General features: G+C 66.8%; 27 protein-coding genes. 13 read left to right on the top strand and 14 right to left on the bottom strand.

Features of this window, described 5'->3' with window-relative positions:
- Nucleotides 1-6: 6 nt before the first annotated feature.
- Nucleotides 7-759, top strand: coding sequence for an SDR family NAD(P)-dependent oxidoreductase (locus B9C43_RS23590; protein WP_084429008.1), 753 nt, complete (start codon nt 7-9; stop codon nt 757-759).
- On the opposite strand, the gene B9C43_RS23585 is transcribed toward B9C43_RS23590, so the two are convergent.
- The 5 genes from B9C43_RS23585 to B9C43_RS23565 form a co-directional block, all read right to left on the bottom strand.
- Nucleotides 733-1623 carry an ABC transporter permease gene (locus tag B9C43_RS23585; protein ID WP_051897894.1) on the bottom strand — a complete coding sequence of 297 codons (891 nt, stop codon included), beginning with the start codon at nt 1621-1623 and terminating at the stop codon, nt 733-735. The two genes, B9C43_RS23590 and B9C43_RS23585, sit on opposite strands and share 27 nt — an antisense overlap.
- Nucleotides 1620-2453, bottom strand: a complete 834-nt coding sequence (locus tag B9C43_RS23580) for an ABC transporter permease (RefSeq protein WP_084429006.1) — start codon at nt 2451-2453, stop codon at nt 1620-1622. The genes B9C43_RS23585 and B9C43_RS23580 overlap by 4 nt, the downstream gene beginning before the upstream one ends.
- Nucleotides 2450-3934 (bottom strand): sugar ABC transporter ATP-binding protein, encoded by a 1485-nt coding sequence (locus B9C43_RS23575; protein ID WP_084429004.1) that lies wholly within the window; start codon nt 3932-3934, stop codon nt 2450-2452. Before B9C43_RS23575 ends, B9C43_RS23580 begins: the two co-directional genes overlap by 4 nt.
- 173 nt (nt 3935-4107) lie before the next feature.
- Nucleotides 4108-4872 (bottom strand): DeoR/GlpR family DNA-binding transcription regulator, encoded by a 765-nt coding sequence (locus B9C43_RS23570; RefSeq protein ID WP_084429002.1) that lies wholly within the window; start codon nt 4870-4872, stop codon nt 4108-4110.
- 42 nt (nt 4873-4914) lie between these two features.
- A complete protein-coding gene (locus B9C43_RS23565; RefSeq protein WP_200825650.1) occupies nt 4915-5829 on the bottom strand; it encodes an alpha/beta hydrolase in 915 nt (304 codons plus the stop codon).
- Nucleotides 5830-5913: 84 nt separating this feature from the next.
- Between B9C43_RS23565 and cobA the strand changes: the two genes are divergently transcribed.
- Nucleotides 5914-7128 (top strand): uroporphyrinogen-III C-methyltransferase, encoded by a 1215-nt coding sequence (gene cobA / locus B9C43_RS23560; RefSeq protein ID WP_235038783.1) that lies wholly within the window; start codon nt 5914-5916, stop codon nt 7126-7128.
- A 46-nt stretch (nt 7129-7174) separates the two neighbouring features.
- Here the strand turns inward: cobA and B9C43_RS23555 are convergent, their stop codons facing one another.
- The 3 genes from B9C43_RS23555 to B9C43_RS23545 all read right to left on the bottom strand — a co-directional run bounded on the left by B9C43_RS23555 (nt 7175) and on the right by B9C43_RS23545 (nt 9911).
- Complete coding sequence (locus B9C43_RS23555; protein WP_033393316.1) at nt 7175-8593, bottom strand: DEAD/DEAH box helicase; 1419 nt, start codon at nt 8591-8593, stop codon at nt 7175-7177.
- Nucleotides 8594-8808: 215 nt separating this feature from the next.
- Nucleotides 8809-9546, bottom strand: coding sequence for a peroxide stress protein YaaA (gene yaaA / locus B9C43_RS23550; RefSeq protein WP_084428997.1), 738 nt, complete (start codon nt 9544-9546; stop codon nt 8809-8811).
- 14 nt (nt 9547-9560) lie between these two features.
- On the bottom strand, nt 9561-9911 hold the full coding sequence (locus tag B9C43_RS23545) for a VOC family protein (protein WP_084429215.1): 351 nt from the start codon (nt 9909-9911) through the stop codon (nt 9561-9563).
- 264 nt (nt 9912-10175) lie between these two features.
- Here B9C43_RS23545 and mtnA point away from each other — a divergent pair, with 264 nt between their 5' ends.
- The 3 genes from mtnA to B9C43_RS23530 all read left to right on the top strand — a co-directional run bounded on the left by mtnA (nt 10176) and on the right by B9C43_RS23530 (nt 14834).
- Entirely contained in the window at nt 10176-11135 is a 960-nt protein-coding gene (gene mtnA, locus B9C43_RS23540) for an S-methyl-5-thioribose-1-phosphate isomerase (protein WP_084428995.1), read from the top strand.
- Complete coding sequence (locus B9C43_RS23535) at nt 11116-13017, top strand: bifunctional aldolase/short-chain dehydrogenase (protein ID WP_084428993.1); 1902 nt, start codon at nt 11116-11118, stop codon at nt 13015-13017. The genes mtnA and B9C43_RS23535 overlap by 20 nt, the downstream gene beginning before the upstream one ends.
- 68 nt (nt 13018-13085) lie before the next feature.
- The gene (locus tag B9C43_RS23530) at nt 13086-14834 is read left to right on the top strand and encodes a proline--tRNA ligase (protein ID WP_084429213.1); all 1749 of its coding nucleotides are present in this window, start codon (nt 13086-13088) and stop codon (nt 14832-14834) included.
- Between the two features lie 49 nt (nt 14835-14883).
- Here B9C43_RS23530 and B9C43_RS23525 read toward each other — a convergent pair whose 3' ends face one another.
- Nucleotides 14884-15717 carry a DUF8017 domain-containing protein gene (locus B9C43_RS23525; RefSeq protein WP_033381060.1) on the bottom strand — a complete coding sequence of 278 codons (834 nt, stop codon included), beginning with the start codon at nt 15715-15717 and terminating at the stop codon, nt 14884-14886.
- A 10-nt stretch (nt 15718-15727) separates the two neighbouring features.
- Complete coding sequence (locus B9C43_RS23520; protein ID WP_084428992.1) at nt 15728-16441, bottom strand: HAD family hydrolase; 714 nt, start codon at nt 16439-16441, stop codon at nt 15728-15730.
- 143 nt (nt 16442-16584) lie between these two features.
- On the opposite strand from B9C43_RS23520, the gene B9C43_RS23515 reads away from it, so the two are divergent.
- Genes B9C43_RS23515 through B9C43_RS23505 form a run of 3 tightly spaced genes read left to right on the top strand, consistent with a single transcriptional unit; the run spans nt 16585 to nt 19214 of the window.
- Nucleotides 16585-18069: a hypothetical protein gene (locus B9C43_RS23515; RefSeq protein ID WP_084428990.1), complete on the top strand. Its 1485-nt coding sequence runs from the start codon at nt 16585-16587 to the stop codon at nt 18067-18069.
- 6 nt (nt 18070-18075) lie between these two features.
- Nucleotides 18076-18912, top strand: coding sequence for a hypothetical protein (locus tag B9C43_RS23510; protein ID WP_084428988.1), 837 nt, complete (start codon nt 18076-18078; stop codon nt 18910-18912).
- Complete coding sequence (locus B9C43_RS23505; protein ID WP_084428986.1) at nt 18909-19214, top strand: transcriptional regulator; 306 nt, start codon at nt 18909-18911, stop codon at nt 19212-19214. The genes B9C43_RS23510 and B9C43_RS23505 overlap by 4 nt, the downstream gene beginning before the upstream one ends.
- On the opposite strand, the gene B9C43_RS23500 is transcribed toward B9C43_RS23505, so the two are convergent.
- Nucleotides 19211-19906, bottom strand: coding sequence for a DUF8017 domain-containing protein (locus B9C43_RS23500; protein ID WP_084428984.1), 696 nt, complete (start codon nt 19904-19906; stop codon nt 19211-19213). The genes B9C43_RS23505 and B9C43_RS23500 overlap by 4 nt on opposite strands.
- A gap of 139 nt (nt 19907-20045) precedes the next feature.
- On the opposite strand from B9C43_RS23500, the gene B9C43_RS23495 reads away from it, so the two are divergent.
- Entirely contained in the window at nt 20046-21023 is a 978-nt protein-coding gene (locus B9C43_RS23495) for a hypothetical protein (RefSeq protein ID WP_084428982.1), read from the top strand.
- Here B9C43_RS23495 and B9C43_RS23490 read toward each other — a convergent pair.
- Nucleotides 20961-21371, bottom strand: a complete 411-nt coding sequence (locus B9C43_RS23490; RefSeq protein ID WP_084428980.1) for a secondary thiamine-phosphate synthase enzyme YjbQ — start codon at nt 21369-21371, stop codon at nt 20961-20963. The genes B9C43_RS23495 and B9C43_RS23490 overlap by 63 nt on opposite strands.
- Before the next feature lie 30 nt (nt 21372-21401).
- Between B9C43_RS23490 and B9C43_RS23485 the strand changes: the two genes are divergently transcribed.
- Together B9C43_RS23485 and B9C43_RS23480 are read left to right on the top strand one after the other, a co-directional pair.
- On the top strand, nt 21402-22433 hold the full coding sequence (locus B9C43_RS23485; RefSeq protein ID WP_033381068.1) for an aminotransferase class V-fold PLP-dependent enzyme: 1032 nt from the start codon (nt 21402-21404) through the stop codon (nt 22431-22433).
- A 22-nt stretch (nt 22434-22455) separates the two neighbouring features.
- Nucleotides 22456-23166 carry a hypothetical protein gene (locus B9C43_RS23480; protein ID WP_143446515.1) on the top strand — a complete coding sequence of 237 codons (711 nt, stop codon included), beginning with the start codon at nt 22456-22458 and terminating at the stop codon, nt 23164-23166.
- Between the two features lie 4 nt (nt 23167-23170).
- Here B9C43_RS23480 and B9C43_RS58610 read toward each other — a convergent pair whose 3' ends face one another.
- Both B9C43_RS58610 and B9C43_RS58605 read right to left on the bottom strand, forming a co-directional pair.
- Nucleotides 23171-23650 (bottom strand): ferritin-like domain-containing protein, encoded by a 480-nt coding sequence (locus tag B9C43_RS58610; protein WP_235038782.1) that lies wholly within the window; start codon nt 23648-23650, stop codon nt 23171-23173.
- Nucleotides 23647-24099, bottom strand: coding sequence for a hypothetical protein (locus B9C43_RS58605; protein ID WP_033381069.1), 453 nt, complete (start codon nt 24097-24099; stop codon nt 23647-23649). The genes B9C43_RS58610 and B9C43_RS58605 overlap by 4 nt, the downstream gene beginning before the upstream one ends.
- A 119-nt stretch (nt 24100-24218) precedes the next feature.
- Here B9C43_RS58605 and rimP point away from each other — a divergent pair, with 119 nt between their 5' ends.
- The gene (rimP, locus tag B9C43_RS23470; RefSeq protein WP_033381070.1) at nt 24219-24734 is read left to right on the top strand and encodes a ribosome maturation factor RimP; all 516 of its coding nucleotides are present in this window, start codon (nt 24219-24221) and stop codon (nt 24732-24734) included.
- A complete protein-coding gene (gene nusA / locus B9C43_RS23465) occupies nt 24731-25747 on the top strand; it encodes a transcription termination factor NusA (protein WP_033381071.1) in 1017 nt (338 codons plus the stop codon). The genes rimP and nusA overlap by 4 nt, the downstream gene beginning before the upstream one ends.
- Nucleotides 25748-25796 lie beyond the last annotated feature (49 nt).

Raw genomic sequence — 25796 nt, 5'->3', positions numbered from 1 at the left:
GACGCCATGACCACACCTGTCGCCGTGATCACCGGCGCCGCGCAAGGGATCGGCCGCGAAGTCGCGCGGACGCTGGCCGGCCGCGGATACGCCACAGTCCTCACTGACCTGCGGGAACCCGCCGAATCGGGTGCCCTGACGGTGATCGGCGACGTGAGTGATCCGTCCGATGTGGCATCGCTGGCCGCGCAGGTCAGGTCCACTTTCGGCCGGATCGACGTACTCGTGAACAACGCGGGCGTCTCGTTGCTCCAACCGGCCGAAGACACGACCGTCGAGCAGTGGCGCAAGGTGCTGGACGTCAACCTGACCGGGCCCTTCCTGCTCAGCCAGGAATTCGGCCGCGACATGCTGGCCGCGGGCTCGGGATCGATCGTGAACATCGCGTCCATCGCTGGCCTGCAAGGCGTCTCGGACCGGGCCGCGTACAACACGAGCAAACACGGCCTGATCGGCCTGACCAGGACATTGGCCGCGGAATGGGGCGGAAGGGGAGTCCGCGTGAACGCCGTCTGCCCCGGCTGGGTCAAGACCGAGATGGACGTCGCCGACCAGGCCAGCGGCGGTTACACCGACGACGACATCACCGGCCAGGTCCCGATGGGCCGCTTCGCCGCACCCGGCGACATCGCCTCCGCCGTGGCCTTTCTGGCCGATCCTGAGTTGTCCGGGTTCATCAACGGCGTCGCACTCCCGGTCGACGGCGGCTGGACCGCCGACGGCAGCTGGACGTCACTCCGTCTGCGTAAACGAGCCTGATCGTTTCCGGCGGAGCAGGGCGTACGCCACGACGATCACGATCAGCAGGGCGCCGCTGATCACGGCCTGCATGTCGGGGCTCTGGTCGACCAGGTCACGGATCATCCAGAGCACCCCCACCCCGGCCAAGGTCCCCGCGACCGTGCCTGAACCGCCGCACAGCATCGTGCCGCCGATGGCCACGGCGGCGATTGCCTGCAGTTCAAGGCCGATACCGATGTTCGCGGTCGCCGAGCCGAGTTGGGCGGCCGCGATCGCGCCCGCGAGTCCGGCCAACGTGCCGGACAGTGTGTACACCAGGATCTTGGTTCTCGCGACGGGCACGCCCATCAGGTCGCTGGCATCCTCCGAGCCGCCGACTGCCGTCATACGCATGCCGAAAGACGTGCGCCGCAACAACAATCCACACAGCAGCGTGACCCCCAGTGCGATCGCGACAGCGATGTGCCCGAGCGCTCGGAAGCCTGAATCTGGTGGCACAGTGTGAATTCGTTGTCCTTCGTTGGTGATGAGATGCCCGAAGCCGCGGGCGAAAAGCAGTCCGCTGATGGTCACGATGAACGGCGCCAAGCGTTTCCGGCCAATGAGCCAGCCTTGCGTCGCACCAAGAAAGGCACCGGCGACCAGCGGGAGCAGTAAAGCGGGAAGCACACCCCACTGCGACGCGTAAGCCGCGAGCACAGCACCCAACGCATAGACCGCACCGACGGATAGGTCGACGCCTTTGGTGACGACGACCATTGTCATGCCCACGGCGACAATCGCGAGTGCCGATGCCTGATTCGCCACGGTGCTCAGGTGATTGAACGGATGCGGGGTGAAGACCAGAAGCAGTACGAGAATCGCGGGCGCCACACGCGTCATCGCGTACCCCGCAGTACCGCGACAATGATGATCACCGCGTGGACCATCAGGATGACCGATGTCGGTGTTTTCAACGTGAGCAACGCCGTCGTGAGCAACTGCATCACGAACGCGCCCGCGACTGTGCCGGATACGCGGACTTGCCCGCCCGACAACGGTGTTCCGCTGACGATCACCGCGCTGATCGACGCCAGCCCGGTGGTGATCGGGTAAACATGTTGTGGTGCAGGAAGAGTACCGGCCAACGCGGCAAACAGGCCGCAAAGGACATACGTCGTGATCAGCACCCGGGTCACCGGAAGACCTGAGTATCCGGCAGCCTTGCGGTTGCCGCCGATCGCGACCAGCTGGCGGCCATACGTGGTTCGCTGGACCAGAAAACCGACGAGCACAACCAGAATTGCCGCGATCAACACCGGATACGGGATGCTGCCCGGCGTTTGGCCATCCGCGAGCACGCTTGCCAGCCCGCGACCGCCGACCAGGATCGCCAATGTCGCCACGATCGGCTGGACTCCGAAGACCGCGACGAGCGAACCCGACAACGTCCCGGCCAGAACTCCGGCGAGCAGTGCGAGCATGGGGGACACCGCAAAAAGCGCGGTGCTGATCGCCATCACCGCGCCGATGGACAAGTCGATCCCGCCGGTCCCGATCACCAATGCCACGCCCAGTGCCGCGATCACCACCGGCGCCACCGCGACCACTTGTGTGTACAGCGTTTCCAGGGACAGGAAGTCGTCGGAGATCGTGAAGTTGATGACCACGAGCACCGCGAGGGCCGCGTAGACGCAGTAACCACGGCTCACCCAGACCTGGGTTCGCGTCATCGAGGCCCCTCGGCGATCACCGACATCACCTTGTCCGTGGTGACCTGTTCGCCACTCAGTTCCGCGATACGGGCGCCTTCGCGCAGCACGACAACCCGGTCGGCGCCCGCGACGAGCTCCTGTACGTCACTGGACACGAGCACGATGCCAAGCCCTTGCGCGGCCAGTTCGTCAACCAGGGCACGGACTTCGAGCTTGGCGGCGACGTCGATGCCGCGCGTCGGCTCGTCAAGCAGGAGCACCTTCGGGCTCATCGCGAGCCATCTGGCAAGCATCACCTTCTGTTGGTTGCCACCGGACAGTTCCCGGACCGGCTGTTCCGCACTGGCTGCCCGGATGCGCAACCGCCGCATGAACGTCTCGACCACTTTGTCCTGTTTGGACCGTGACACGATGCCCGCGCGCGACAGCCGCGGCAGCGCGGCGAGAACGATGTTCTCCCGCACGGACAAGCTGGGGATGAGCCCTTCTGCTTTGCGGTCCTCAGGAACCAGCACGATGCCCGCGCGAATTGCTTTGGCCGCGGAGCCGGTCTGGATCGGCTTGCCGTGGACCTCGACCGTGCCGCGGTCGAGTTGTCCCAGTCCGGCAAGGGCTTTGACCGTTTCACTGCGGCCGGAACCGTGCAGCCCGCCGAGACCTACTACTTCACCTGCGCGTACGTCGATGTCAACGTTGTCAATCGCGGCGTGCCGAAAAAGCCCGTGCGCCTGCAAAACAGACCTCCGCGACGCGGAGTGCGTGTGGTGCGGATGGATCTCGGCAAGATCGCGACCGAGCATCGTGGCCAACAGCTTGCTCGGGCCGATTGCCGACATCAGTCCACTATGGACGACTTGGCCGTCCCGCAACACCGTGATGCGGTTGCAGATCTGGTACAACTCGGTCAGCTGGTGGCTGATGTACACCACGGCGACATCGCGCTCGTACAGCTTGCGAATGACTTCGAAGAGCGTGTCGATCTCCGGTGGCTCCAGTGACGCCGTGGGTTCGTCGAGGATCACCACTCGCGCATCCGTGTCCACCGCGCGAGCGATGGCGATCATCTGCCGGACGCCGGGGGTGAACGACCGCAGTTTCAGACGTGGATCGATCATCAGGCCGAAGGAGTCGAGCAACCGGGTGGCGGCCGCGTGCATCTGTCGGAAATTCACCAGCCCCAGCCGGTTTCGTGGCTCTCTGCCGAGAAACAGGTTGGCGCTGACCGACATCGAGCCGATCAGGTTCGTGTCCTGGTACACCGTGCTGATTCCCCGCGCTATTGCGTCATGCGGGCCGGTGAACTGAACCGGTTGTCCCTTGTGGAACACCATGCCCTTGTCCGGCTGCAGCGCGCCGGTCAGTACCTTGACCAGAGTGGACTTGCCCGCGCCGTTTTCCCCGGCCAGTGCATGCACTTGCCCGCGCTCCAGCAGGAAGTCGACGTCACGCAGGGCTGGCACGCCGGCGAACCGTTTCGTCACCCGTACGGCTTCAAGCAAGCCAGCCTCCCTTTGAGCCGATCGGCGGACACGGGATCACCCGTTCGTGACGACGTGAGTTCTATTAGTTACTGCGTCCAGACCAATCGTCAAGGGCTGTGGCGTTACGATCGAAACTGATCGGTTCAGGGCAGGAAATCGGTCATCGCAACACCGTTTTGTTGCTTGATGCGCTATTGGGCAATGTGGACGGTGACGCCCGAAGATCGCAGCGCGGCAAGCTCTTCCGGGTCGGCGGCCGCGTCCGTCACGACATGGCTGATGCTGCTCGCGGGTACCGTTTGGACCATTGTGTCGATGCCGACCTTGGTGTTGTCCATCAAGGCAACGACCTCGCTCGCGGTCGCTGCCAAGGCGCGATCGATCGCGGCAACGGCGGAGTTCGGAGTGGACATACCGCGGGCTGCCGTAAGCCCGTTGCCAGAGAGAAATGCACGCCGTACACGCAAAGTCGCGACACTGTTCTCGGCCGCGCTGCCGACCAGGGCGTGAATGGAGCCACGCAACAGGCCGCCAGTGACCATCACCTCGACTCCCGGCGATCTCGCAAACGCTTGCGCAGCCAAGAGGGAATTCGTGACAACCGTTAACTCGGACAATCTAGCCAACCGCTTGGCCAACGCGAGCGTGGTCGTTCCCGCGCCGATGACGATGGCGTCACCTGGTGACACCAGTTCAGCGGCCAGGTCCGCGATCGCCGCCTTCTCGTCGCTGGCAACCCCGGTTTTCTCGTTGTAGCTGGGCTCGTAGGCCGTCCGGTCGTTGGCCACGGCGCCGCCGTGTCGCCGCGCGAGCATGCCTTCGGCTTCCAGTTGCCGCAGGTCGCGGCGGACCGTCACCTCGCTTGTCTTGACGATGCGCGCGAGCTCACGCAGCGATACGGCTCCGTTGGATCTGACGAGTTCGAGGATGACCTGGCGGCGTTCGGCGGCGAACATGCGCCGAGGTTACCTGACCACTTGTGTACTGAAAGTGATCGGTTATGACGCCTGTCGGGCCAGCCAGTTGTCAACTTCGGTCAACGCCTTGGTCCGGACCGCCTCGGCGGACAGGAACAGGTCGTGCAGACCGTCCGCGATCTCCACGACCGTGACGTCACGCCCCAGTTTTGGCGCATATTTCACCATGTCGGCGACATCCAGAACGGTGTCGGCGGTCATCGCCTCGGGCGTCCACGCCTTGGCACGCAGCAGACTGCGGCTCGAGTGCAACACGAGGATGGGAACACGGACATCAAGGCCGGCCTGGAGCTTGGCGTGCCCGATCCGGATCGCCCGCAGCCAGCCCAGCAGCACCGGGAACGCGTTGAGCGGCTTCATCTTGAGATCGAAATCCCACTCGCCGTGGTGGTCCTTGTGGATGCTCTGGCCGTACACCCCGCCAAGCCCGGGGCGCAGCACGAGCTTCGGCAAATAGCGCCCGAGCGCCTTGATCGCGGCAGTGCCGACAGTGCGCGCAAGCCACGGCTCAGCGAGCTCGAACCACGGACTGTTCAGCACGAGCGCGTCGACCGGGAGATCCTTGCGCGCGTCCAGCCACAACGGCGTGATCAGACCGCCGGTGGAGTGCGCCATGACCGTGAACCGCTCGTGCCCGTCCTCACGGATCAGTTCGGCGGCGGCGTCCAGCTCCTCGTAGTAGATGCTCAGGTCGAGGGCGAAGTTCGGCGTGTCGCCGTCACGCAGCGAGCGACCGTAATAGCGCAGGTCGACCGCGTAGAAGTCGTAGCCCTGCGCGGTGAAGTGCTCAGCGACGTGCCGCTGGAAGAAGTAGTCGGCGAATCCGTGCACGTAGAGAATCGCGCCGCGGGTCTCGCCGTCGGCGGGCACGCGCACCAGGGTCGCGATGATGTCGCCCTTGAGCTGCAGCGTCCGTGTGTCGAAGTCGTCGCTCACCTTGGGGACATTAGTCGGTGGATGTGACGAATTCGATGGGCGTCGTGACGCGAGTCATCCAGGGGACGAGGCATGCTGTCCGTCATGCACAACGAGCCGCATTACCTGGCCGGTCTCTCGCTGACCGGTCGCAGGGTTGTCGTCGTAGGCGCGGGCACGGTTGCGCAACGACGCCTGCCCCGTCTTGTGTCCGCAGGTGCACGAGTGGAGGTGGTCGCCCCATCGGCAACCCCCGCCGTCCAAGCAATGGCAGACAACGGCGAGATCACCTGGCACCAGCGGCCGTACCAGCACGGCGACCTCGCAGACGCCTGGTACGTGGTGAGTTGTGCGTCCGACTCAGCAGTGAATGCAGCGGTCTCCGCGGAGGCCGAGGAGGTCCGTGTCTTCTGCGTCCGCGCCGACGCAGGCACCGAGGGCAGCGCCGTCACCCCCGCGGTCGGCGACCACGACGGTCTGTTGGTCGGTGTTCTCGCTGGCGGCGAGTACCGCCGCTCGGGAGCCGTACGCGATGAGCTTCTTGAGGCGCTGCGCTCAGGCCGTATCGAGGCACGGCCGTCGGCCTCGGAGCTGCCAGGCGTGGCTTTGGTCGGCGGCGGCCCTGGTGACCCCGACCTGATCACCGTCCGCGGCCGCCGCCTGCTGTCACGCGCGGATGTCGTTGTGGCAGACCGGCTTGCGCCCCGCGAACTACTCGACGACCTCCCACCGAGCGTCGAGGTCGTGGATGCGGCGAAGATCCCTTACGGGCGCGCGGCGAGCCAGGACGTGATCAACCAGACGTTGGTCGAGAACGCGCTGGCAGGGAAGTTCGTGGTGCGCTTGAAAGGCGGCGACCCGTATGTGTTCGGCCGCGGCTTCGAAGAACTGATCGCCTGCGCCAAGGCCGGCGTGCCGGTGACGGTGGTCCCTGGCGTGACTTCAGCGTTCGCCGCCCCTGCGGTTGCTGGTGTCCCAGTGACCCACCGAGGAGTGGCCCACGAAGTCGTCGTGGTCTCCGGCCACGTCGGCCCGGACTCAGAACAGTCCCTTGTGGACTGGTCGGCGCTTGCCCGGCTCCGCGGCACGATCGTGCTGCTGATGGGCGTCGAGCGAATCGGCGAGTTCGCTGCGGCCCTATTGGCTGGTGGGCGTCCCGCCGACACACCTGCCGCCGTGGTCCAGGAGGGCACGACCCGTAACCAGCGCGTGGTCCGATCCACATTGGACAAGGTGACTGAGGACGTTCGCGAGGCAGGCATCCGCCCACCCGCGATCATCGTATTCGGCCCCGTCGCAGGCCTGTCCGAACTGGGCTGAAAGCCAAGAAGCCCCCGGCCGGAGCCGGGGGCTTCTTTGTGCGTTCTTATTCCGCAGCGACCTTGCGGCCGGAGTGGCGGCCGCCGTCGCGCTTGCCGCGGAACGGGCGGTTGCCGCCTTGGGCGGAGCCGTCGCGCTTGCGCTCGCCGGAGAACTTCCGTTCGCCGCCGAACTTGCGGTCACCGCCGGAGAACTTGCGCTCCCCGTTGAACTTGCGGTGGCCGCCGCCGTTGCCCTTGAAGCCTCCGGTGCGGGGGCCCTTGGGGCGGCGGGGTTCGATCACGCGCTCGGGCACGGGCTCGCCGCTCGGCGTGCGGGCGCCGGTGATGCGGATCAGCTCCGCGTCGCCGGGGCGGACCTTGACGTTGCGGGCGCGGACGCCTGCGCGGTCGGTCATCCGGCGGACGCTGTGCCGCTGGTCGTGGGTGACCAGGGTGACGACGGTGCCGGACTGGCCTGCGCGGGCCGTGCGGCCTGCGCGGTGCAGGTAGTCCTTCGGGTCGGCGGGCGGGTCGACGTGCACGACCAGGCTGACGTCGTCGACGTGGATGCCGCGGGCGGCGACGTCCGTCGCGATCAGCACGGGCGTGTGGCCGTCCTTGAACTCGCCGAGCACGCGGGTGCGTGCACCCTGGGCCTTGCCGCCGTGCAGCGCGCCGGCGTTGATGCCGATGGAGCGCAGGCGGGTGGCGAGCCGGTCGACGTGGTGCTTGGTGCGCACGAACATGATCGTGCGGCCCTCGCGGGCGGCGACCTCGGCGATCACGTTCGGCTTGTCGTCGCGGGAAACCAGCAGCACATGGTGGTCCATTGTGGTCACGCTGGCGGTCGCGGGTGCGACCGAGTGGGTGACCGGGTTCTTCATGTACTGCCTGATCAGCTGGTCAACGTCACCGTCGAGGGTGGCGGAGAACAGCAGCCGCTGGCCGGTCGGGTCGGTCTGGTCCATGATCTCGCGGACCTGCGGCAGGAAACCCATGTCCGCCATCTGGTCGGCTTCGTCGATCGCCGTGTACCGGATGTCGTGGAGGGTGACGGTGCCCTGGCGCACGTGGTCGGACAACCGGCCAGGCGTGGCGATCAGCAAGTCGACACCGCGGCGCAACGCCTCGGCCTGCTTGACGAAGGACATTCCGCCGACCGCGGCACGGCACCACAGGCCGAGCGCGCGAGCGAGCGGCGACAGTGCGTCACTGACCTGCAGGGCCAGTTCCCGCGTCGGGACAAGGATGAGCGCGCGCGGCCGCTTCGGCTTGGCGCGGCCGCCGTCCAGCTGGGTCAGCAGAGCAAGGCCGAAGGCAAGGGTTTTGCCGGAACCGGTCTGCGCCCGGCCGAGCACGTCCTTGCCCGCGAGTGCGTCGGGCAGGGTCGCGGACTGGATCGGGAACGGTTCGGCGATGCCGGCCTCGGACAGGGCGGCGAGTAGCGGCTGGGGCAGGCCCAGCTGGTCGAACTTCGGTGACACGAAGACCTCTCGGAAGTTGGCACGTCCCGAGCAGGTTTTTCCGCCGGACGAGCCCGGCGCACGGATGCGCCGAATGGATTGGGGGGAGCTTGGCGGCCCGTGTGGCCGCTCGTAGTACTGATCAGCTTACCTGAAGCACAACCTCGGCCTCGAACCGATTAGTCCCGCTGTGACGTAGCGAACGTTACGCGTCCACTTTATTCCTTCGGCGCAAGTCAGATCACGAGCTCGAGCGCGGTCGGCCCGGTCTGCTCGAGACGCAGATCTGCTTTGGCCGCAACGGCAATCATCTTGCGCACGGAGTCCGGTTCGGATGGCGCGCACGCCAGGGCGCGAGCCAGTTTGCCCTTGTGCGCCTTGTTGAAGTGCGTGACCGCGAGACGACGTCCGCCTTTCTCCTCACTCACTACTTTGACTGTGATGGCGCCGGGGATCTTGGCCAGTCCGGCGTACGGGCCTGAACGCATGTCAACGACAAGGCCGTCAAGTCCGGCAAGAACTGGCTCCAACGCTGGGCGCCACAGTGCGCCCAGCGGCCCGACCCCAGGGACCGAACTCGATGCCGAAAGCCGGTACGCGGGCACGTGATCGTCCGCACGGACCAACCCGAACAGAGCCGACGCCACCGCGAGCCGCCCGGAGGCACGACGGCGCTCTGCCGGTTTCATGCCGGGAACGTCCAATGCGTCGTAGAGCACACCCGTGTAGCGCGACAACGAAGGCATCGTCGGCGACGAATGCAGCTCCGCGTTCCGCGTGACCTCGGCCGACTGGCGTTCCGACAAGCCGAGCGCGGCCAGGCTGGCCGGGACGTCCTGTGCGAGGTCGACCAGAGCGGCCAGCAGCTTCGCCCGGACCGGCTCCAGTTCGGGGAACGACAGCGCGGTCAGGTCGAGCGAAGGGCCGGAACCGCCCTCGGCCTTGGTCTCCGATGGCGGAAGCAGCACGAGCACGCTGGGAAGTTTACTTAGTGCTCCTCTCCGGCTACGCAGAAGACGTTCCCGGCCGGGTCGGCCAGCACTGTCCAGGACAGCCCCGGCACCTTCTGCTCGTCGACTATGGCGGCCCCCAGGCCGACTAACCGGTCGACCTCAGCCATGCGGTCCTCGGTGTGCAGGTCGATGTGGACGCGGTTCTTGCCGGCCAGCTCCTCGGGAACCTTCTGCAGGCCGAGGGCCACCCCCGAGGGGTCCCACGGCGCCAGCATCACAAAATGGCCTTCATAGTCGCTCGCGATCTCGGTGCCGAGCGCCGCGGTCCAGAAAGTCGCCAGGTCACGGGGCTCAGCGCAGTCAATGGTGATCATCTTCAGGTGCATGGCCGCGACGTTAGACCCGACCACCGACAGTTTTGGATTGTCCTCGCTCCGCTCGGACGGGCTTGGTCGCCAAAGCCGGACTGTCACATTCCGACCCCCTGCGGGGCCGCCCACCCCCAACCGCTGGTCCACCTCGCCCCACGCAGCCGACACCGCTCAGCGGTCGGTTGCCGCTGCGGGCGGGGCGGCGTCGGGCGTGTTGCGTGGCGTGAACGACCGGCGCGACCAAGCCGAGGCGGTGAAGAAGCTGGAAGAGTAGGACCCATGCGGACGATCGACTGGCGCAACGACCGAATTGTCCTGATTGATCAGACCCTGCTGCCCGGCACCGTGAAGGTCATCCACGTCGACACGGTCGACGAACTCATCGACTCGATCAAACGCTTGGCCGTCAGAGGCGCACCGGCCCTGGGCGTCGCCGGCGCTCTCGGTGTCGCGCTGGCCGCGAAAAACGGCGATGACGTGCGCGAGGCGGCCGAGAAGATCAGCAAGGCCCGGCCGACCGCCGTGAACTTGTCGTGGGGAGTCGGCAAAGTGCTCGCCGAACTCGATCAGGGCGCCGAAGCCATGATCGAAGAGGCCAAGCACATCCTCGAAGACGACATCCGGCGCAACGCCGACCTCGGCCGTAGAGGCGCGCAGTGGCTGATCGACCGCCTCGGACCACGAATCAACGTCCATACGCACTGCAACGCGGGCGCGCTCGCGTGCGTCGAGTGGGGGACGGCCTTAGGCGTTGTCAGAGCTCTGCAAGAGCGTGGCGCCATAGGGCACGTCTACCTCGACGAAACGCGTCCGCTGCTGCAAGGCGCGCGTTTGACGGCGTGGGAACTGCAGCAGATGGGTATCGACCACACGGTAGTTGTCGACTCCGCAGGGCCAACTGTTCTCGCCAGAGGGCTGGTCGACGCTGTGATCGTGGGCGCTGACCGGATCGCGGCCAACGGCGATGTGGTCAACAAGATCGGCACGTATCCGCTGGCTCTCGCCGCGCATCGGGCGGGCATTCCTTTCCTTGTCGCCGCGCCGGAATCCACGATCGACCCGGACACACCGGACGGTTCACAGGTCGAGATCGAGATCAGGGACGCCGCCGAGATCCTTGGCGAACACACGCCAGACGGCAGCAAGGCGCTGAACTACGCCTTCGACGTCACTCCGGCAGACTTGGTCACCGCGATCGTCACCGATGAACGGATCATCAATGGAAAACCGTTGGGCTGAAACGTATCCCGACCCGCTCGATGACTGCGTCCAAGCCTCGCGGCTGCTCGGCGCGGAGCCCGGCCTCGTCCTGCACGGCGGCGGCAACACGTCGGTCAAGATGACCGTCCAGGACATCACCGGCGAACCAGTGGAAGTCCTGTACGTCAAGGGAAGCGGCTGGGATCTGGCGACCATCGAACGGCCGGGCTTCGCGCCGCTGCGCCTTGAGCGGCTGCGGCAACTGGTGCGGCTCGAGGAACTGCCGGACAGCCGGATGATGAACGAGCTGCGATGCGCCCTGCTGGACGCCAAAGCACCAGACCCCAGCGTGGAAACGTTGATGCACGTGCTGTTGCCGCACACCTCGGTGCTGCACAGCCACTCCGACGCGGTGATCACGTTGACCAACCAGCGGGAGCCGCTGGTCAAAGAGGTCTACGGGGACAAGGTCATCGTCGTGCCGTATGTGATGCCCGGGTTCAAACTCGCACGCGTCGCCGCCGAGCTCTTCCAGGAACAGCTCACCGACGACATCGTCGGTGTGGTCCTGATGAACCACGGCCTGTTCACGTTCGGCGACACCGCCAAAGAGGCCTACGACCGGCACATCCAGTTGGTCAGCGCGGCCGAGGCCCGAATCGGCGAGCACACGAGCGCGGCTGCCGAGCCGGTCGTGCTCGACCCGCTGGCGATCGCGAAGATCCGCAAGGAAATCGGCCCGATGATCGTCAGCAGGCACACCGATCCGGCGACGATGGCCTTCGTCAACCGCGCGGACCTGGCCGACGTGGCCACCAGGGGCCCGGCCACCCCGGACCACATCATCCGCACCAAACGGGTTCCGCTGATCGGCAGGGACATCGACGCTTTCCGCCGGGACTACCGGGAGTACTTCGCCGAGAACGCCACCGACGGCCTGGTGATGCTCGACGCCGAGCCGCGGGTGATCCTCGATCCGCAACTGGGCATGCTCACGATCGGCAAGCGTGCCAAGGACGCCGACATCGCCAGGGACATCTACCGGCACACCATCCGGATCATCGAGAACGCCGAGCGGATCGGCACGTATCAGGCCCTGTCCGAGAAGGACCTGTTCGAGGTCGAGTACTGGGAGCTCGAACAGGCCAAACTCAAGCTCGCGGGTGCGCCGGCCGAGTTCACCGGCGAGGTCGCGCTGGTCACGGGAGCCGCGTCGGGCATCGGCAAGGCGTGCGTGCGAGCGCTCAAAGCCAAGGGCGCCAGCGTGATCGGCGTGGACCTGACCGAAACCGAAAGCACGGCGGACTACCTCGGCGTGCGAGCGGACGTGACCGACTCCCAGGCCATCAAGCAAGCGATTGCGCAAGGGGTCGAGCGGTTCGGCGGAATCGACATGGTGATCCCGTCGGCCGGGGTCTTCCCCGGCAACACCCCGATCGCCGAGCTCGATCAGCAGACCTGGCGGCGGACACTGGCCGTGAACACCGACGCGATCGCCGAGCTGTTCACGCAGGTGCACCCGTTCCTCAAACTGGCACCGAACGGTGGCCGGGTGGTCGTCATCGCGTCCAAGAACGTGCCGGCCCCTGGCCCTGGCGCGGCCGCGTATTCGGCCTCGAAAGCGGCCGTGACCCAACTGGCCCGGGTCGCCGCACTGGAATGGGCGGCGGACGGAATCCGTGTGAACACGGTCCACCCGGACGCCGTTTTCGACACCGGTCTCTGGACGCGGGAAGTCCTCGAACAACGGGCCGCCCACTACGGCATGTCGGTTGGCGACTACAAGCGCCGCAACGTGCTCAAAACCGAAGTGACCAGCGCCGGAGTGGGCAGGTTGGTGGCCGAGATGTGCTCGGCGACCTTCGGTTTCACCACCGGCGCGCAGGTCCCGGTGGACGGCGGGAACGAGCGGGTCATATAACCGGTTGGAAGTGTGCGGACGGCGTTCACTACCCTCATTAGGCACTATCGCCACGAGGAGTGAACGCCGTGATCACCAGGATGTCGTCGCTGTTCCTGCGCACCTTGCGTGAGGATCCGGCGGACGCCGAGGTACCGAGCCACAAGCTGCTGGTACGCGCCGGCTACGTCCGCCGGGTGGCCCCGGGCGGTTACTCCTGGCTGCCGCTGGGCATGCGGGTGCTGCGCAAGGTCGAGGCCATCGTCCGCGAGGAGATGGACGCGATGGGCGCGCAGGAGATCCAGTTCCCCGCACTGCTGCCCCGCGAGCCCTACGAGGCGACCAACCGGTGGACCGAGTACGGCCCCAACCTGTTCCGTCTGAAGGACCGCAAGGGCGCGGACTACCTGCTCGGTCCGACGCACGAGGAGCTCTTCACGCTCACGGTGAAGGGCGAGTACAGCTCGTACAAGGACTACCCGGTCATCCTGTACCAAATCCAGACCAAGTACCGCGACGAGGCGCGTCCCCGCGCGGGCATCCTGCGCGGCCGTGAGTTCGTCATGAAGGACTCGTACTCCTTCGACCTGGACGACGAAGGCCTGGCGGGCTCGTACCAGCTGCACCGGGACGCGTACATCAAGACGTTCGACCGGCTCGGCCTGGAATACGTGATCGTCAAGGCCACGTCCGGCGCGATGGGCGGCTCGGCGTCCGAGGAGTTCCTCGCCGTCGCGGCGTCCGGTGAGGACACTTACGTCCGCAGCACCGGTTCCGACTACGCCGCGAACGTCGAGGCCGTCGTGACGCCCGCGCCGCCCGAGCAGTCCATTGAGGACAAGCCCGAGGCGCAGGTGCACCACACGCCGAACACGCCGACGATCGAGACCCTGGTCGACTTCCTGAACAACGCGGAGCTGGACCGGAAGTTCACGGCCGCCGACACGTTGAAGAACGTCCTGGTCAAGACCCGGCAGCCGGGTGCGAAGGACTGGACGCTGCTCGGCGTCGGCGTCCCCGGCGACCGTGAAGTCGACATGAAGCGCCTCGAGGCCTCCCTCGAACCCGCCGAAGTCGCGTTGCTGGAAGACAAGGACTTCGCCGCGAATCCCTTCCTGGTCAAGGGATACATCGGCCCGGGCGCGCTCGCCGCGAACGGTGTCCGTTACCTCGTCGACCCGCGGATCGTGCGCGGCACGGCGTGGGTCACCGGTGCCGACAAGGCCGACCACCACGTGGTGGACCTGGTGTGCGGCAGGGACTTCACGCCGGACGGCACGATCGAAGCGGCCGAGGTCCGCGAAGGCGACCCCGCGCCGGACGGCAAGGGCACCCTGGTCGCCGCGCGCGGTATCGAGATCGGCCACATCTTCCAGCTGGGTCGCAAATACGCGGACGCGTTCGGCCTGGACGCGCTCGGCCCGGACTCCAAGCCGATCCGGATCACCATGGGTTCGTACGGCATCGGCGTCTCACGTGCGGTCGCCGTGGTCGCCGAGCAGTACCACGACGACAAGGGCCTGATCTGGCCCCGCAACGTCAGCCCGTTCGACCTGCACATCGTGATGGCGGGCAAGGACGACAGCATTCGGGAGTACGCCGAGAAGCTGGCCGGCGAGCTGGACGAGGCCGGCGTGACGGTGCTGCTGGACGACCGCAAGGCTTCGCCCGGCGTGAAGTTCGCGGACGCCGAGCTGATCGGTGTGCCGACGATCGTGGTGATCGGCCGGGGCCTGGCGAACGGCTTGGTTGAGGTGAAGGACCGTAAGAGCGGCGAGCGCGTCGAGGTTCCCGTCGCCGAGGTCGTCGAGCACCTCAAGGCGCTTGTGCGCAGCTGACAAAGTCCGCAAAGCGATGGCCCGGCAGGGATGCCGGGCCATTTGCTTGTCAGTTCGCCGGGTGCAGGCTGGTCACGATCTTCAGCAGGTCGGCTTCCGCGGTCGCGTCGGGAACACCCTGGTCCGCGAACGCGGCGATGACCACGCTGGTCTTGTCGGTCGGCTTGGACTCCAGCACCACGACGCTCACCGACGCGGCATTCGGCGAGCACTTGTCCTCGGGCCCGGGAGTGATCGCGAGTTTCGCGGAAACCGTCGAAGCCTTCTTGTCCTTGTCCACGACAACTGGCTGTGGCTGGCCCATGGTCACCTTCGGTTTGACGCCTCCCTTGGTGACGTACGCGCCGTCGGAGATGCGTTGGGCCGCGGCGACTGCCTGTGCTGCGTTGTCACCGGTGTTCTGCACGGTCAGTAGTCCGGCGATCGAACGGAACGTGTTCGGCGCGCCTGGGCAGACGCCCCTCATGTAGATCGCTGGGGTGTAGAGGGTGAACCTCGTATCGCCTGAGCCGAACGAGGCTGTGGATGTGAGCGGTTCCCAGCTCTGCGGCACGTCGTAGGCCTTGGTGGTCTGCAGTTCTCGGCCGTCGTTGACGGCGATCACTTTCCAGCCCTCGACCTTCGGCGCGCCGGTCGCCTTGGGCTGCAGCGGGTTGTTCGACGGGCCCGATCTGGTCGGGGATGACGGCGACGTCGTCGGGTTGGCCACGGCAAGCGGCTCGCCGGTCACCGGGCTCGTCGGGTTCACGATCAGCAGCGTCATGACCAGGCCGACCACCACGACGGCCGCGACCACCACCGACACGATCAGGCCGGTCGGCTTCTTGGGCTGCGGCTCGTCGTAGTAACCGAGACCTTGGTATCCCCCACCTGGAGCACTCACGAGGGTGAGACTAGCGACCGTCCTGTAGTTGCCTGTCAAGAACTGCGGAAAGCACTTTCTCGGTGTCAGACAGGTCACGGAACACCGCGTGCGCCCCTGCCTGCCTCAGTGACGTCAAGCTGTGGCGGCCCGTGCCCACGCCGATCGCGATGGCGCCGTGGGCGAGTGCGGCGCGCACGTCATGCGGCGTGTCGCCGATGACGACGACCGATTCGGGCTCGAAGCCGCCGTGTTTCGCCGCGGCGAGCTGCATCGCCGCGGACACCAGGTCGCTGCGTTCCGCCGACAGCGAGCCGTAGCCGCCGATCTCCAGGTCGATGTGTTCGAGCAGGCCGAACGGGGCCAGCTTGACATGGGAGACCTCCGGCAGGTTGCCGGTCACCAGCGACTGCACCACGTGGTCGCGCGTCGCGAGTTCGGCGACGACCTCGAGCACGCCGGGCAGTACGCGTCCGCGTTCGTGCAGCAGGTCGCGCTCCGCCTCGGCGATCGCGATCAGCTCGGTGAAGATCGCCTGGATCTCCTCCTCGGTGGCCTGTGCGCCGTGCGCGGACAGCAGCTCATGGGTGATCGCCCGTTCGGTCCGGCCGGGGAACGCGGGCAGGTGCGACAGGGAGAGGCCGAGGGCGTTGGACAGCGCCGCGGAGTACCACTCCCGGCCGATGCCGGCCAGGTCGACCAGCGTCAGATCGATGTCCCACAGTACGAGCGTTCGGTTACCCACCGGCTCATAGTGACACGATCGAGCGACCTCTTCGGCGTGTCGTAATCCGATCACTCATGACTTCCCGCTGATCGACACGCGTTGACACCTACTGGGTTTGCAATGCAAACTTAACTGCATCGCAAGCATATTGGGGGTCAAGAATGCGAAGAGTCCTGCTCGCTGCCGCCCTTCTCCTGCTCGGCAGTGCGACACCTGCTTCGGCCCAGGACACCGTCCTTCTGACGGTGCATCACATCGGGAGGGACGGAACGACAGCCCAAGAGCACGACACCTACGTGGTCAACAAGGAAACCTACGAACTCACCCCGGTCGCCGAGGGGTCGATCAAGCTGTTCACGGGACAGTACGCGCTGGTCAGCACGATCACTGGCAAAGAGAACAGAGACTTCCTGACGTATCCGAACCTCGACATGACCAAGGACGTCACCCTCGATCTCGATGCCAGGGCGGCGAAACCCGTGGTGGTCAAGGTTCCCGACCCGACGGCCAAGCTGGTGTGGGGCGACATCAGCCTCCCGTTCGGCATCTTGAACGTGGACAGCCTGGAGGGAGTGGGCATCGCACACCTTGGTCCGCGGACCAAGGACGTGACGGCGTGGATCAACACTCAATGGCAGGGCAAGGACTTCTACGCCCTGGCCTGGCACTTCGACGACGGCCTGCCCGACGGGTTCCGGCGCACACCGAGTCATCGTGAACTGGCCAAGGTGCACGCGAAGTTCGGCGCCTCGCGGGAGGGCACGATGGCGTATCGGTTGGTGGTGCCGGCGACCGGACCGTCGTTGATCGACGACGAACGCGGCTCCGCGAAGGCCATGGAAGTGCCGTTGCCCAGCGCGCGAACCGAGTACTACAACACGGACACCCACTGGATTCCTGAGCTGCGCGAGGTGGTGGCCGCCCAGGAACCGCCACCACCGTGGGAAGCCGACCATATGTTGCACGCGAGGGCACAGCGCTACCCGGCCGGGACACACGAGCGGCCCTTCAACTACGCCATTGCGGGGCCGGCGGTGCCGGATGCCGGAATCCCGTCCCCCAGTGTCGAACGGAGTGCGGGCGAGATCTCGGCGTCGGCGCGCATGTACTCCGACGGCTATGGCAACGCGGGCTGGTCCAAAGAGGACAAAGGCAGTACGGCCCTCTACCGGGACGGCGTCAAGCTCGGCGAGACCGAAGGGGGAGGTGGCGGCTTTTTCGAGGTCCCGCCCGAGGACAGCACGTACCGCATCGAGATGAAGTCGAGCCGTGCCTCCGTTGCCAGGCTCAGCTCGCAGGTGAGTATCGCGTGGACGTTCCGGTCCAGCGCGGCACAGCCGGGGATGCTTCCGGTCTCCACCATGAGGTTCGTGCCCAAGCTTGACGGCAACTCGGGCAAACCCGCGGTCGTCCCGGTGTTCCTGCGGTCGCAGCACTCCGAGATCGACCGACCGGCGAAAAACCTCACCGTGGACGTGTCCTTCGACGAAGGCAAGACCTGGACGTCCGCCAAGGTCGTCGGCAACGCCGCGGCACTCATCGAGTACCCGCCCGGTGCGAGCACGGTTTCCTTGCGGGCCAAGGCAACCGACTGGAACTCCACCATGGTCGAGCAGACCATCATCAACGCTTATCAGGCAGGATAATGCCCCATGAGTGACAGCGCGGCCGAACTGCTCAGCGATCTGCGTCAGTTGCGCCGGAAGGTCCGCAGGGACCGGCACGGCTACTGGTTACCGCTGTTGCTGTTCGCCGCGCTGATCCTGCTCGCTCCGCTGTGCTACTGGGCGCTGTCAGCTCACTATGTGAGTGACCCGATCCCGTTCACGGCCATGGAGATCGGGTCGACGCCCTGGCACGGTGGCGACTCGGTGGCCGTGTGGTACTGGACGATCGGGCTGATCCTGTGTGTCGGGGCCTCGGTGTGGTGGTATCACAGGCGCGGCTTGGCGACCGGGGTCGAGGGAAGACTGGGCGGCTATTTCCTGCTCGCCGCGGCCGTGCCGGTAGCGCTGATGTTCGGCGGGCAGCTGTTCGAACTGATCGTCTGGTCCAACTACGACATCTCGCTGTACTCGAGGCCGGAGATCATCGCGCCCATCGTGATCGGTGCTGTGATCGTGTCAGGCACGGCCGCTTTCGTCGGCACCCGATGGAAGCGTCTGTGGGTGAGCGCCATCGCCGTGGTGGGCTTGTCCGCGGTGGTGGCGTTCTCGGCGATCGCCGTCTTCTTGCTCCACGGTCTCGTTCCGCTGCTGATCATCGCCGCGGCGCTGGCCGTGCTGGCTTGGCTGGAGCGCAGTCCGCTGCTCGCTGTGATCGCTGTGCTGTTCGGCGTGGCGACCGCGCACGCGAACGTATCCGGGTTGGGGAGGCTGCTCGAGCTGGACGCTGAATGGCGTCTGCTGCTCGACGCGGCACCACCAGCGGCGGTGCTTATGATCGGCGGCGTGATTGCGCTTGTCCGGTCAAGGCGTGCGGCTGAATGAGCGCGCACCCGACAAACGACCTCAACGATGTCGTGCACCAGCGGCATCGGCTGGGCATCTTGACCATCGCGGCCGAGTCCAAGCGGGTCGAGTTCGGGTATCTGCGGGAAGCGCTGGACCTGACCGGAGGCAACCTCTCCCGGCACATCACTGTGTTGAACCAGGCCGGGCTGCTTGACATCGAGAAGGGGTACGAGGGCAGGCGGCCACGCACCTGGGTCAGCATCACGGAAACCGGCCGGGAAGCGCTGGCGGCCGAGATCGCGGCCCTGCGAGCCTTGGTGGCCAGGCACGATCCCTAAGGCACTACGCGCAGGCTCTTGACGATCGCGTCGAGCCGGGCGGGGTCGGCGAGGGGAGTGGGTTCCTCGGCGCCCGGCACGGCGTCCGCGGCCACGACGACCACGGAGTTGCCCGCCTGTGTGGCCAGCGCGACCACGGTGACGGTGCCCTTGCTGCCGGTGCACTGGTCGGTCGAGTCGGGCAGCGTCGCGTCGGCCTGGACCACGGCTCCTTGGCCGCCTTCGACCGAAAGTGGTTGCGGTTTGCCGACATTGACCGCCGCTGTCCGGTGGCCGTCGCTGTACTGGTCGGCGGCGACGGCTGCGGCGAGTTCGGCGGCGGCTTTGCCCGGCCTGCGATCGGGCTGCGCGAGGCCACTCGCGGTGAAAGCACGGCCGTACTCGGCGCCTTGGCAGGTGTAGCGGCCCCAGTCGACGAGGTTGCCGAGTTTGACGCCGTTGGACGTGGTGAGCGATTCCTCCGCGTCAGCGAGTTCCCAGTCCGGCGGGACGTCGTAGCTCACCTTCGCGACGGCGTCGGTCACGGTCTGCCAGGTGTCGTGCGGCGGCGCGGCCGCGGGCTCGTCGAAGTGGGCGGCCGGGACCTCGGTGGTGCGGGTGAGCAGGGACGCCGCCGCGATTCCGCCGGCCACGAGCAGCGCGGCGACGACGCCGATGGTGACAAGCAGTCGAGTCGACCGTCGCAAAACCACACCCGCACGGTAGCCCTTCGTGATCGGCGCCGCCGAACAGGGACCGTGATCAACGCCTCATTTCAACATCGGTTGATTTAGCGGGACGTCGAGGCGTACTCTCCCCATTAATTCAACAGTTGATGAGAAAGGTGGCGTGATGACCGCCAAAGCCCTTGCCGCGAGCCTGCTCGGCGCCCTGGTCGCGGCCGTACTCGGACTGCTGACCTTCGGTGCGCAGGCCACGGTGAACCCGGATCACGTGCCCCTCGCGGTCGCCGGACCGCCGCAAGTCGTCGAACAGTTAGCCAGACAGGGCGGCGAGCATGTCGCGTGGCGGGCCGTGACGCCCGCCGAAGGGCGCCAACTGCTTGAGGACAAAGAGGTCTACGGCGTCCTCGAACTCGGCAACCCGGTCACGGTCGTGCTGTCCGGCGCGATCAACCCGGGTGGAACGCAAGTCGCGCAACAGGTCCTGACCGGTGCCGCGAGTGTGCTGAGCCAAGGTCAGCCACCACACGTGATCACACTGCATCCGTCGAGTACTGCGGGCCGTGTCGTGCCGCTGGCGGGCAGCGCTCTGTTGTGGATCGCGGGTCTGGTCGCGGGATTGCTGTTCGTGTTCATGAAGACGCGCGACCGGGCAACGCCTGGCCTCGCCGCGCGGATCACGCTTCCGTTGGCCGCCAGCGTCCTCTCGGTCGGCGTGGTCGCGCTTCTGGTGCTGCTGTGGGATTCCACCCTGCCGCTCGGCTGGGACGTGCTCGGCTTCATGCTGCTCGCCGCACTCGCTTTCACCGGCGTGCAGGGCGCTTTGTTGCGGCTGCTAGGGATCCGGGCCGCGGCGATCCTGGCACCGCTGTACCTGATCGCGCCCGCGGTCGCCGGTCAGGTGCCCGAGCTGCTGCACCCGTTCTACCGGGACGTCCTCTGGTCGTGGACGCCGTTCCGGTTCTCGGCCGAAGGGCTGCGCAGCCTGTTGCAGGGCACGGGTTCCGCGCCCGACGTGACCACCGGCCTGATCGTGCTCGGCGCGATGGCGGCCGCCGGGCTGCTGGTGATCCTCTGGCCCGCGTCAGCCCGCCAGGAAGCTGAGGCGAACAGTTCGAACGGGGTTGTCCCCGTTGGTGTCCACTAGGCACACCGACTGCCACGTGCCCAAGGCCATCCGGCCGTCCAGCACCGGCACGCTCGCATACGGCGGCAGGAACGCGGGAAGCACGTGATCCCGGCCGTGTCCCGGCGAGCCGTGCCGGTGCTGCCACCGGTTGTCCTTGGGCAGCAGGTCACCCAACGCCGTCAACAGGTCGTCGTCACTGCCCGCGCCGGTCTCGATCACCGCGAGACCGGCCGTCGCATGTGGCACCCACACGTGCAGCAGCCCGTCCGAAGCGTCGGCATCGGACAGAAACCGGCGGCACACGTCGGTCAGATCGTGCACGACCTCCTGCGAACCGGTCCTGATCTGAAATTCTTCGCTGTACATATCCGGGATCATGCCGGGTAACGTGCATCCGTGCGCATCGCATTCGGGCAGTCCTTCGATGTCCCGGCCGGGTATCTCAACACGGCGAGTATCGGGATTCCACCGAAAGTAGCCGTCGACGGCTTGATGGATGCCGTGCGGCGCTGGCAGTCCGGTAAGGACGCACCGCCCGACTTCGACTCGGATGTACGCCTTGCCCGAAAGGCGTGGGGTGCGCTGATCGGCGTCGAGGAGAGCACGGTTGCCTCCGGGGCAAGCGTTTCGCAGCTGATCAGTCTCGTCGCCGCGAGTGTCCCGGACGGCACCCGCGTGGTCACCGCACGCGGCGAATTCACCAGTGTCTCTTTTCCCTTTGCCTCGCAAGCACATCGCGGGGTGACGGTGACCGAGGTCGACCTAGCCGAGCTGCCGTCCTGTGTGGACCGTTTCGATCTCGTCGCGGTCAGCGTGGTGCAATCGGCCGACGGGACCGTGGTCGATCTCGAATCGTTACGTGACGCCGCGGCCGCCGCCGGGACGCAGGTCCTGCTTGACGTCACACAGGCAGCGGGCTGGATGCCCCTGCGCTTGGACTGGGCTGACTGGGTCATCGGCGCTTGCTACAAATGGTTGATGTCCCCGCGCGGTGCCGCGTGGATGGCGGTGAAGCCGGAAACGTTGGAGCGCACCGTTCCCATCGCGGCGAACTGGTACGCGGGCGAGGATCCGTGGTCCACGGTGTACGGGCTTCCCTTGCGGCTGGCCTCGGACGCGCGCGGGCTTGACCTTTCGCCGGTGTGGTTCTCCCAGCTCACCGCCGCGATTGTGGTGCCGTGGCTGGCATCGCTGGACATCGAGGCGGTGCGTGACCACTGCGTCGGCCTCGCCGACGGCCTGCTGGTCGCGCTCGGGTTGGCACCGAAGGGATCCGCGATCGTGTCGCTCGACATCCCGGATGCGGCCGAGAAACTGGCCGCCGCGGGCGTGAAATCCAGTGTCCGTGCAGGTCGAGTACGACTCGCGTGCCATCTGTACAACACCGCCGGAGATATCGAATCGGTACTCTCGGCACTCCGGGACTGATGGACTAGGTACCGTGCGTGTCGTGTCCGATCCTTACCGCCCGGGTCAGTACAACAACCCGGACCAGACGACGCGCATCCCGCGAGTGCCGTCGCACCCGGCTGCGCCGCCTCGACGCGGGCCAGAGCCCGGGAAGAGCAAGACCCGCGAGTACGTGCTCAAAGGGCTTGGCCTGGTGGGCGTCGCGGCGGTATCGGGCATGTTGTGGTGGCTGATCCAGCAGGGCGGCAACACGCCCGACTCGACCACGCAGCCGACCGAGCAGTCCCAGCCGCAGACGAAGTTCAAGTTCGTCAAGCACGAGCAGGTGGCCACTCCGGTGCGCGACAGCAACTGCGCTCGCGTGTCGTACCACAAGGTGCAGGACTTCTTCGAGAAGAAGCCGTGCACCGAGGTCATCCGTGAGCTCTACACCACCACAGTCGACGGCAAGACGGTGTACAGCTCCGTCGCGGTGGTGCGGATGCCCAGTGCCGCCGACGCCGCGGAGCTGAAGAAACTGACCGAGACCGACGGCACCGGCAACGTCAACGACCTGGTCAAGGACGGCCGGGTGAAGGTCAACGGGCTGAACTCGCTGGCAAACGGCGCCTTCGCCGCGAAGATCAGCGGCAACGACGTGATCATCGTCGAGTCGGACATCGAGGGCGGCAGCAAGAAGGCCGACGAGGCCAAGCTCGAGGAGATCAGCACCGACGCGCTGGCCTTCGGCGAGCAGCTGAAGAAGAACTGACCGCTCAGCCCGGCTGGCCCGGCATCGCGGACGCGGCCGGGGTGCTGCCTGCCGCCTTGCGCCACCTGGTGGCCCGGACAGCCGAGCTCGTCAGCGCCTCGAGAGCGGTTTTGCGCAGGTCAGCGTCGTCGGTGTGCTCCAGGACCGACCGCCATGCCACGGTCGCGTCGGACTCCGCGATCGCCAGCACGGCCAGGCTCGACGCCTGGTCGGTCACCGGCTGCGGTGGCACATACGCCGCCTCGGCGGGCTTAGGGGCGACATTGGCCGCGTTCAGGGCCCGTTCGACGGTGTCGCGGCGGGCCCGGTGCGTCGTCGCGCCCTCGTTCAGCGCGTTGTTGAACGACCCCGGCAGAAACGCGCTCACCAGGCCGTAGATCCAGATCGCGGCGTGCTCGGCGCCGAGCGCCTGCTGCACCGCGTCGACCGAGTCCTCGGGCACCGCCTTCGCGGACGAGGATGGCTGTGTCGGCTGTTGGGTCACGCGACAACCTCCCGCAGGCTCGCGCACCCCGCGGCGACCGAGCCAAGCAACCCGGCCCGGTACCGGGACACGGTCGTGATCAACTCGCCCGCCTGCTTCTCCGCCGCCTTCAGCGCTTCGACCATCGTGGCCTTCGTCGCGGGCGCGGGCTTCGCACCCGAGGACGTCGGCGGGGCGGACGTGGTGGTTTTCGGCGGACGCATCCGGTCCACTTCGGCCTGCAGAGCGGTCGCGTGCGCGGTGCGTGCCTTGGCAACCTCACCGGCGATGGCCGCCAGATCCGGGTTCGACTCGGCCAACGCGGTCGCCGCGGCGGCGTCCTTGCGAGCCTGTTCCGCCAAGGCTGCCAAGGGATCCGGTGGCGGCGGCGCCTTGGGCTCCGCCGTGCACGCGGGAACCAACGGAACGGCAAGAACCGCCAGCACGGCACGCCGGGAAACGCTCTTCACAGTCCGTCATAGTGCCAGGACCCCTCCTGCGTGGCGGGCGGTGTCGGCTGGACGAGATACGCTGGGCTGTACACACTCGAAACTGATCGAGACCATCATCCAGAACAGGAGCGGCGGACGTGGCGAACCAGCAAGGTGATCTCGGGGCGGCGCTGGAGCCCGTCGTACGGGACGCCGTTGGCGCAGCAGGCTTCGAGCTCGAGCAGCTCGAGGTTCAGCGCGCAGGTCGTCGCAGCCTGGTCAAGGTGGTGGTGGACGCCGAGAAGGGCATCGAACTCGACGAGGTCGCGGGCGTGAGCCGCACCGTGTCGGGTGTGCTCGACGAGCACGACCACGTCCTTGGCGGCCCGTACACCCTGGAAGTGACCTCACCGGGGCTGGACCGGCCGCTGACCAAGCCGAGGCACTGGCGCCGGGCGCGGCTGCGTCTGGTGAAGGTGCGCACCGCCGACGAGACGTTCACCGGGCGCGTCGGCGACACCAGCGAGAACGACGTGCAGATGCTCGTCGGCGGCGAACTGCGGCAGGTGCCGTTCGACGCCGTCGACCACGCCGTCGTCGAGGTCGAGTTCAAACAACCACCGCCGGAGGAGTTGGCCCGGCTGGGCGGCGGTAGCCAGGAGGGGGCACGGTGAACGTCGACATCGCCGCACTGCGCGCCATCGAGCGCGACAAAGACATTCCATTCGAGACGGTCATCGAGGCCATCGAGACGGCGTTGCTCACCGCCTACAAGCACACCGAGGGGCACGTCCCGCACGCCAAGATCGACATCGACCGGCGCACCGGCGTGGTGCGCGTACTGGCCCAGCAGCTGGGCCCGGCGGGCGAGGTCGTCGAGGAGTGGGACGACACACCGGAGGGCTTCGGCCGGATCGCGGCGACCACGGCCCGCCAGGTGATCCTGCAGCGGCTGCGGGACGCTGAGCACGAGAAGACGTTCGGCGAGTTCTCCGCCAAGGAAGGTGAGATCGTCGCAGGCGTCGTGCAGCGCGACGCGCGGGCGAACTCGCGCGGCATGGTCGTCGTCCAGGTTGGCGACACCGAGGGCGTGCTGCCCGCTGTCGAGCAGGTGCCTGGCGAGCGCTACGAGCACGGCGTGCGGATCAAGTGCTACGTCCTGGGCGTCACGCGCGGTGCCCGCGGCCCGCAGATCACGCTGTCCAGAACGCACCCCAACCTGGTCCGCAGACTGTTCGCGCTCGAGGTCCCGGAGATCGCCGACGGCACCGTGGAGATCCCCGCGGTCGCACGTGAGGCAGGTCACCGTTCCAAGATCGCGGTGCGTTCCACGGTCGCCGGGGTCAACGCCAAGGGCGCGTGTATCGGACCGATGGGCGCTCGAGTCCGAAACGTAATGAGCGAGCTCGCCGGCGAGAAGATCGATATCATCGACTACTCCGACGATCCGGCCACGTTCGTCGGGAATGCCCTCTCACCTGCGAAGGTTGTATCAGTGCGGGTGGTCGACGAGCGCGCGAAGACCGCACGGGTGGTCGTGCCGGACTTCCAGTTGTCGCTCGCGATCGGTAAAGAGGGCCAGAACGCAAGGCTTGCCGCTCGGCTGACCGGGTGGCGTATCGACATCCGTAGCGATGCTGAGACAGCCGCGAACGCGGCCGGACCGACATCGGGTTCGGCTGAGTAGGCGGTAGTAGGTAGAATCTTGGCAGGTCGTCGTCGAGGGCCGGTTCCCG

Origin of the sequence: Kibdelosporangium aridum (assembly GCF_900176515.1) — a bacterium.
GTDB lineage: Bacteria > Actinomycetota > Actinomycetes > Mycobacteriales > Pseudonocardiaceae > Kibdelosporangium > Kibdelosporangium aridum.
The sequence above is the reverse complement of the archived record's forward strand: the minus strand, read 5'-3'. Positions and strand labels throughout refer to the sequence as shown.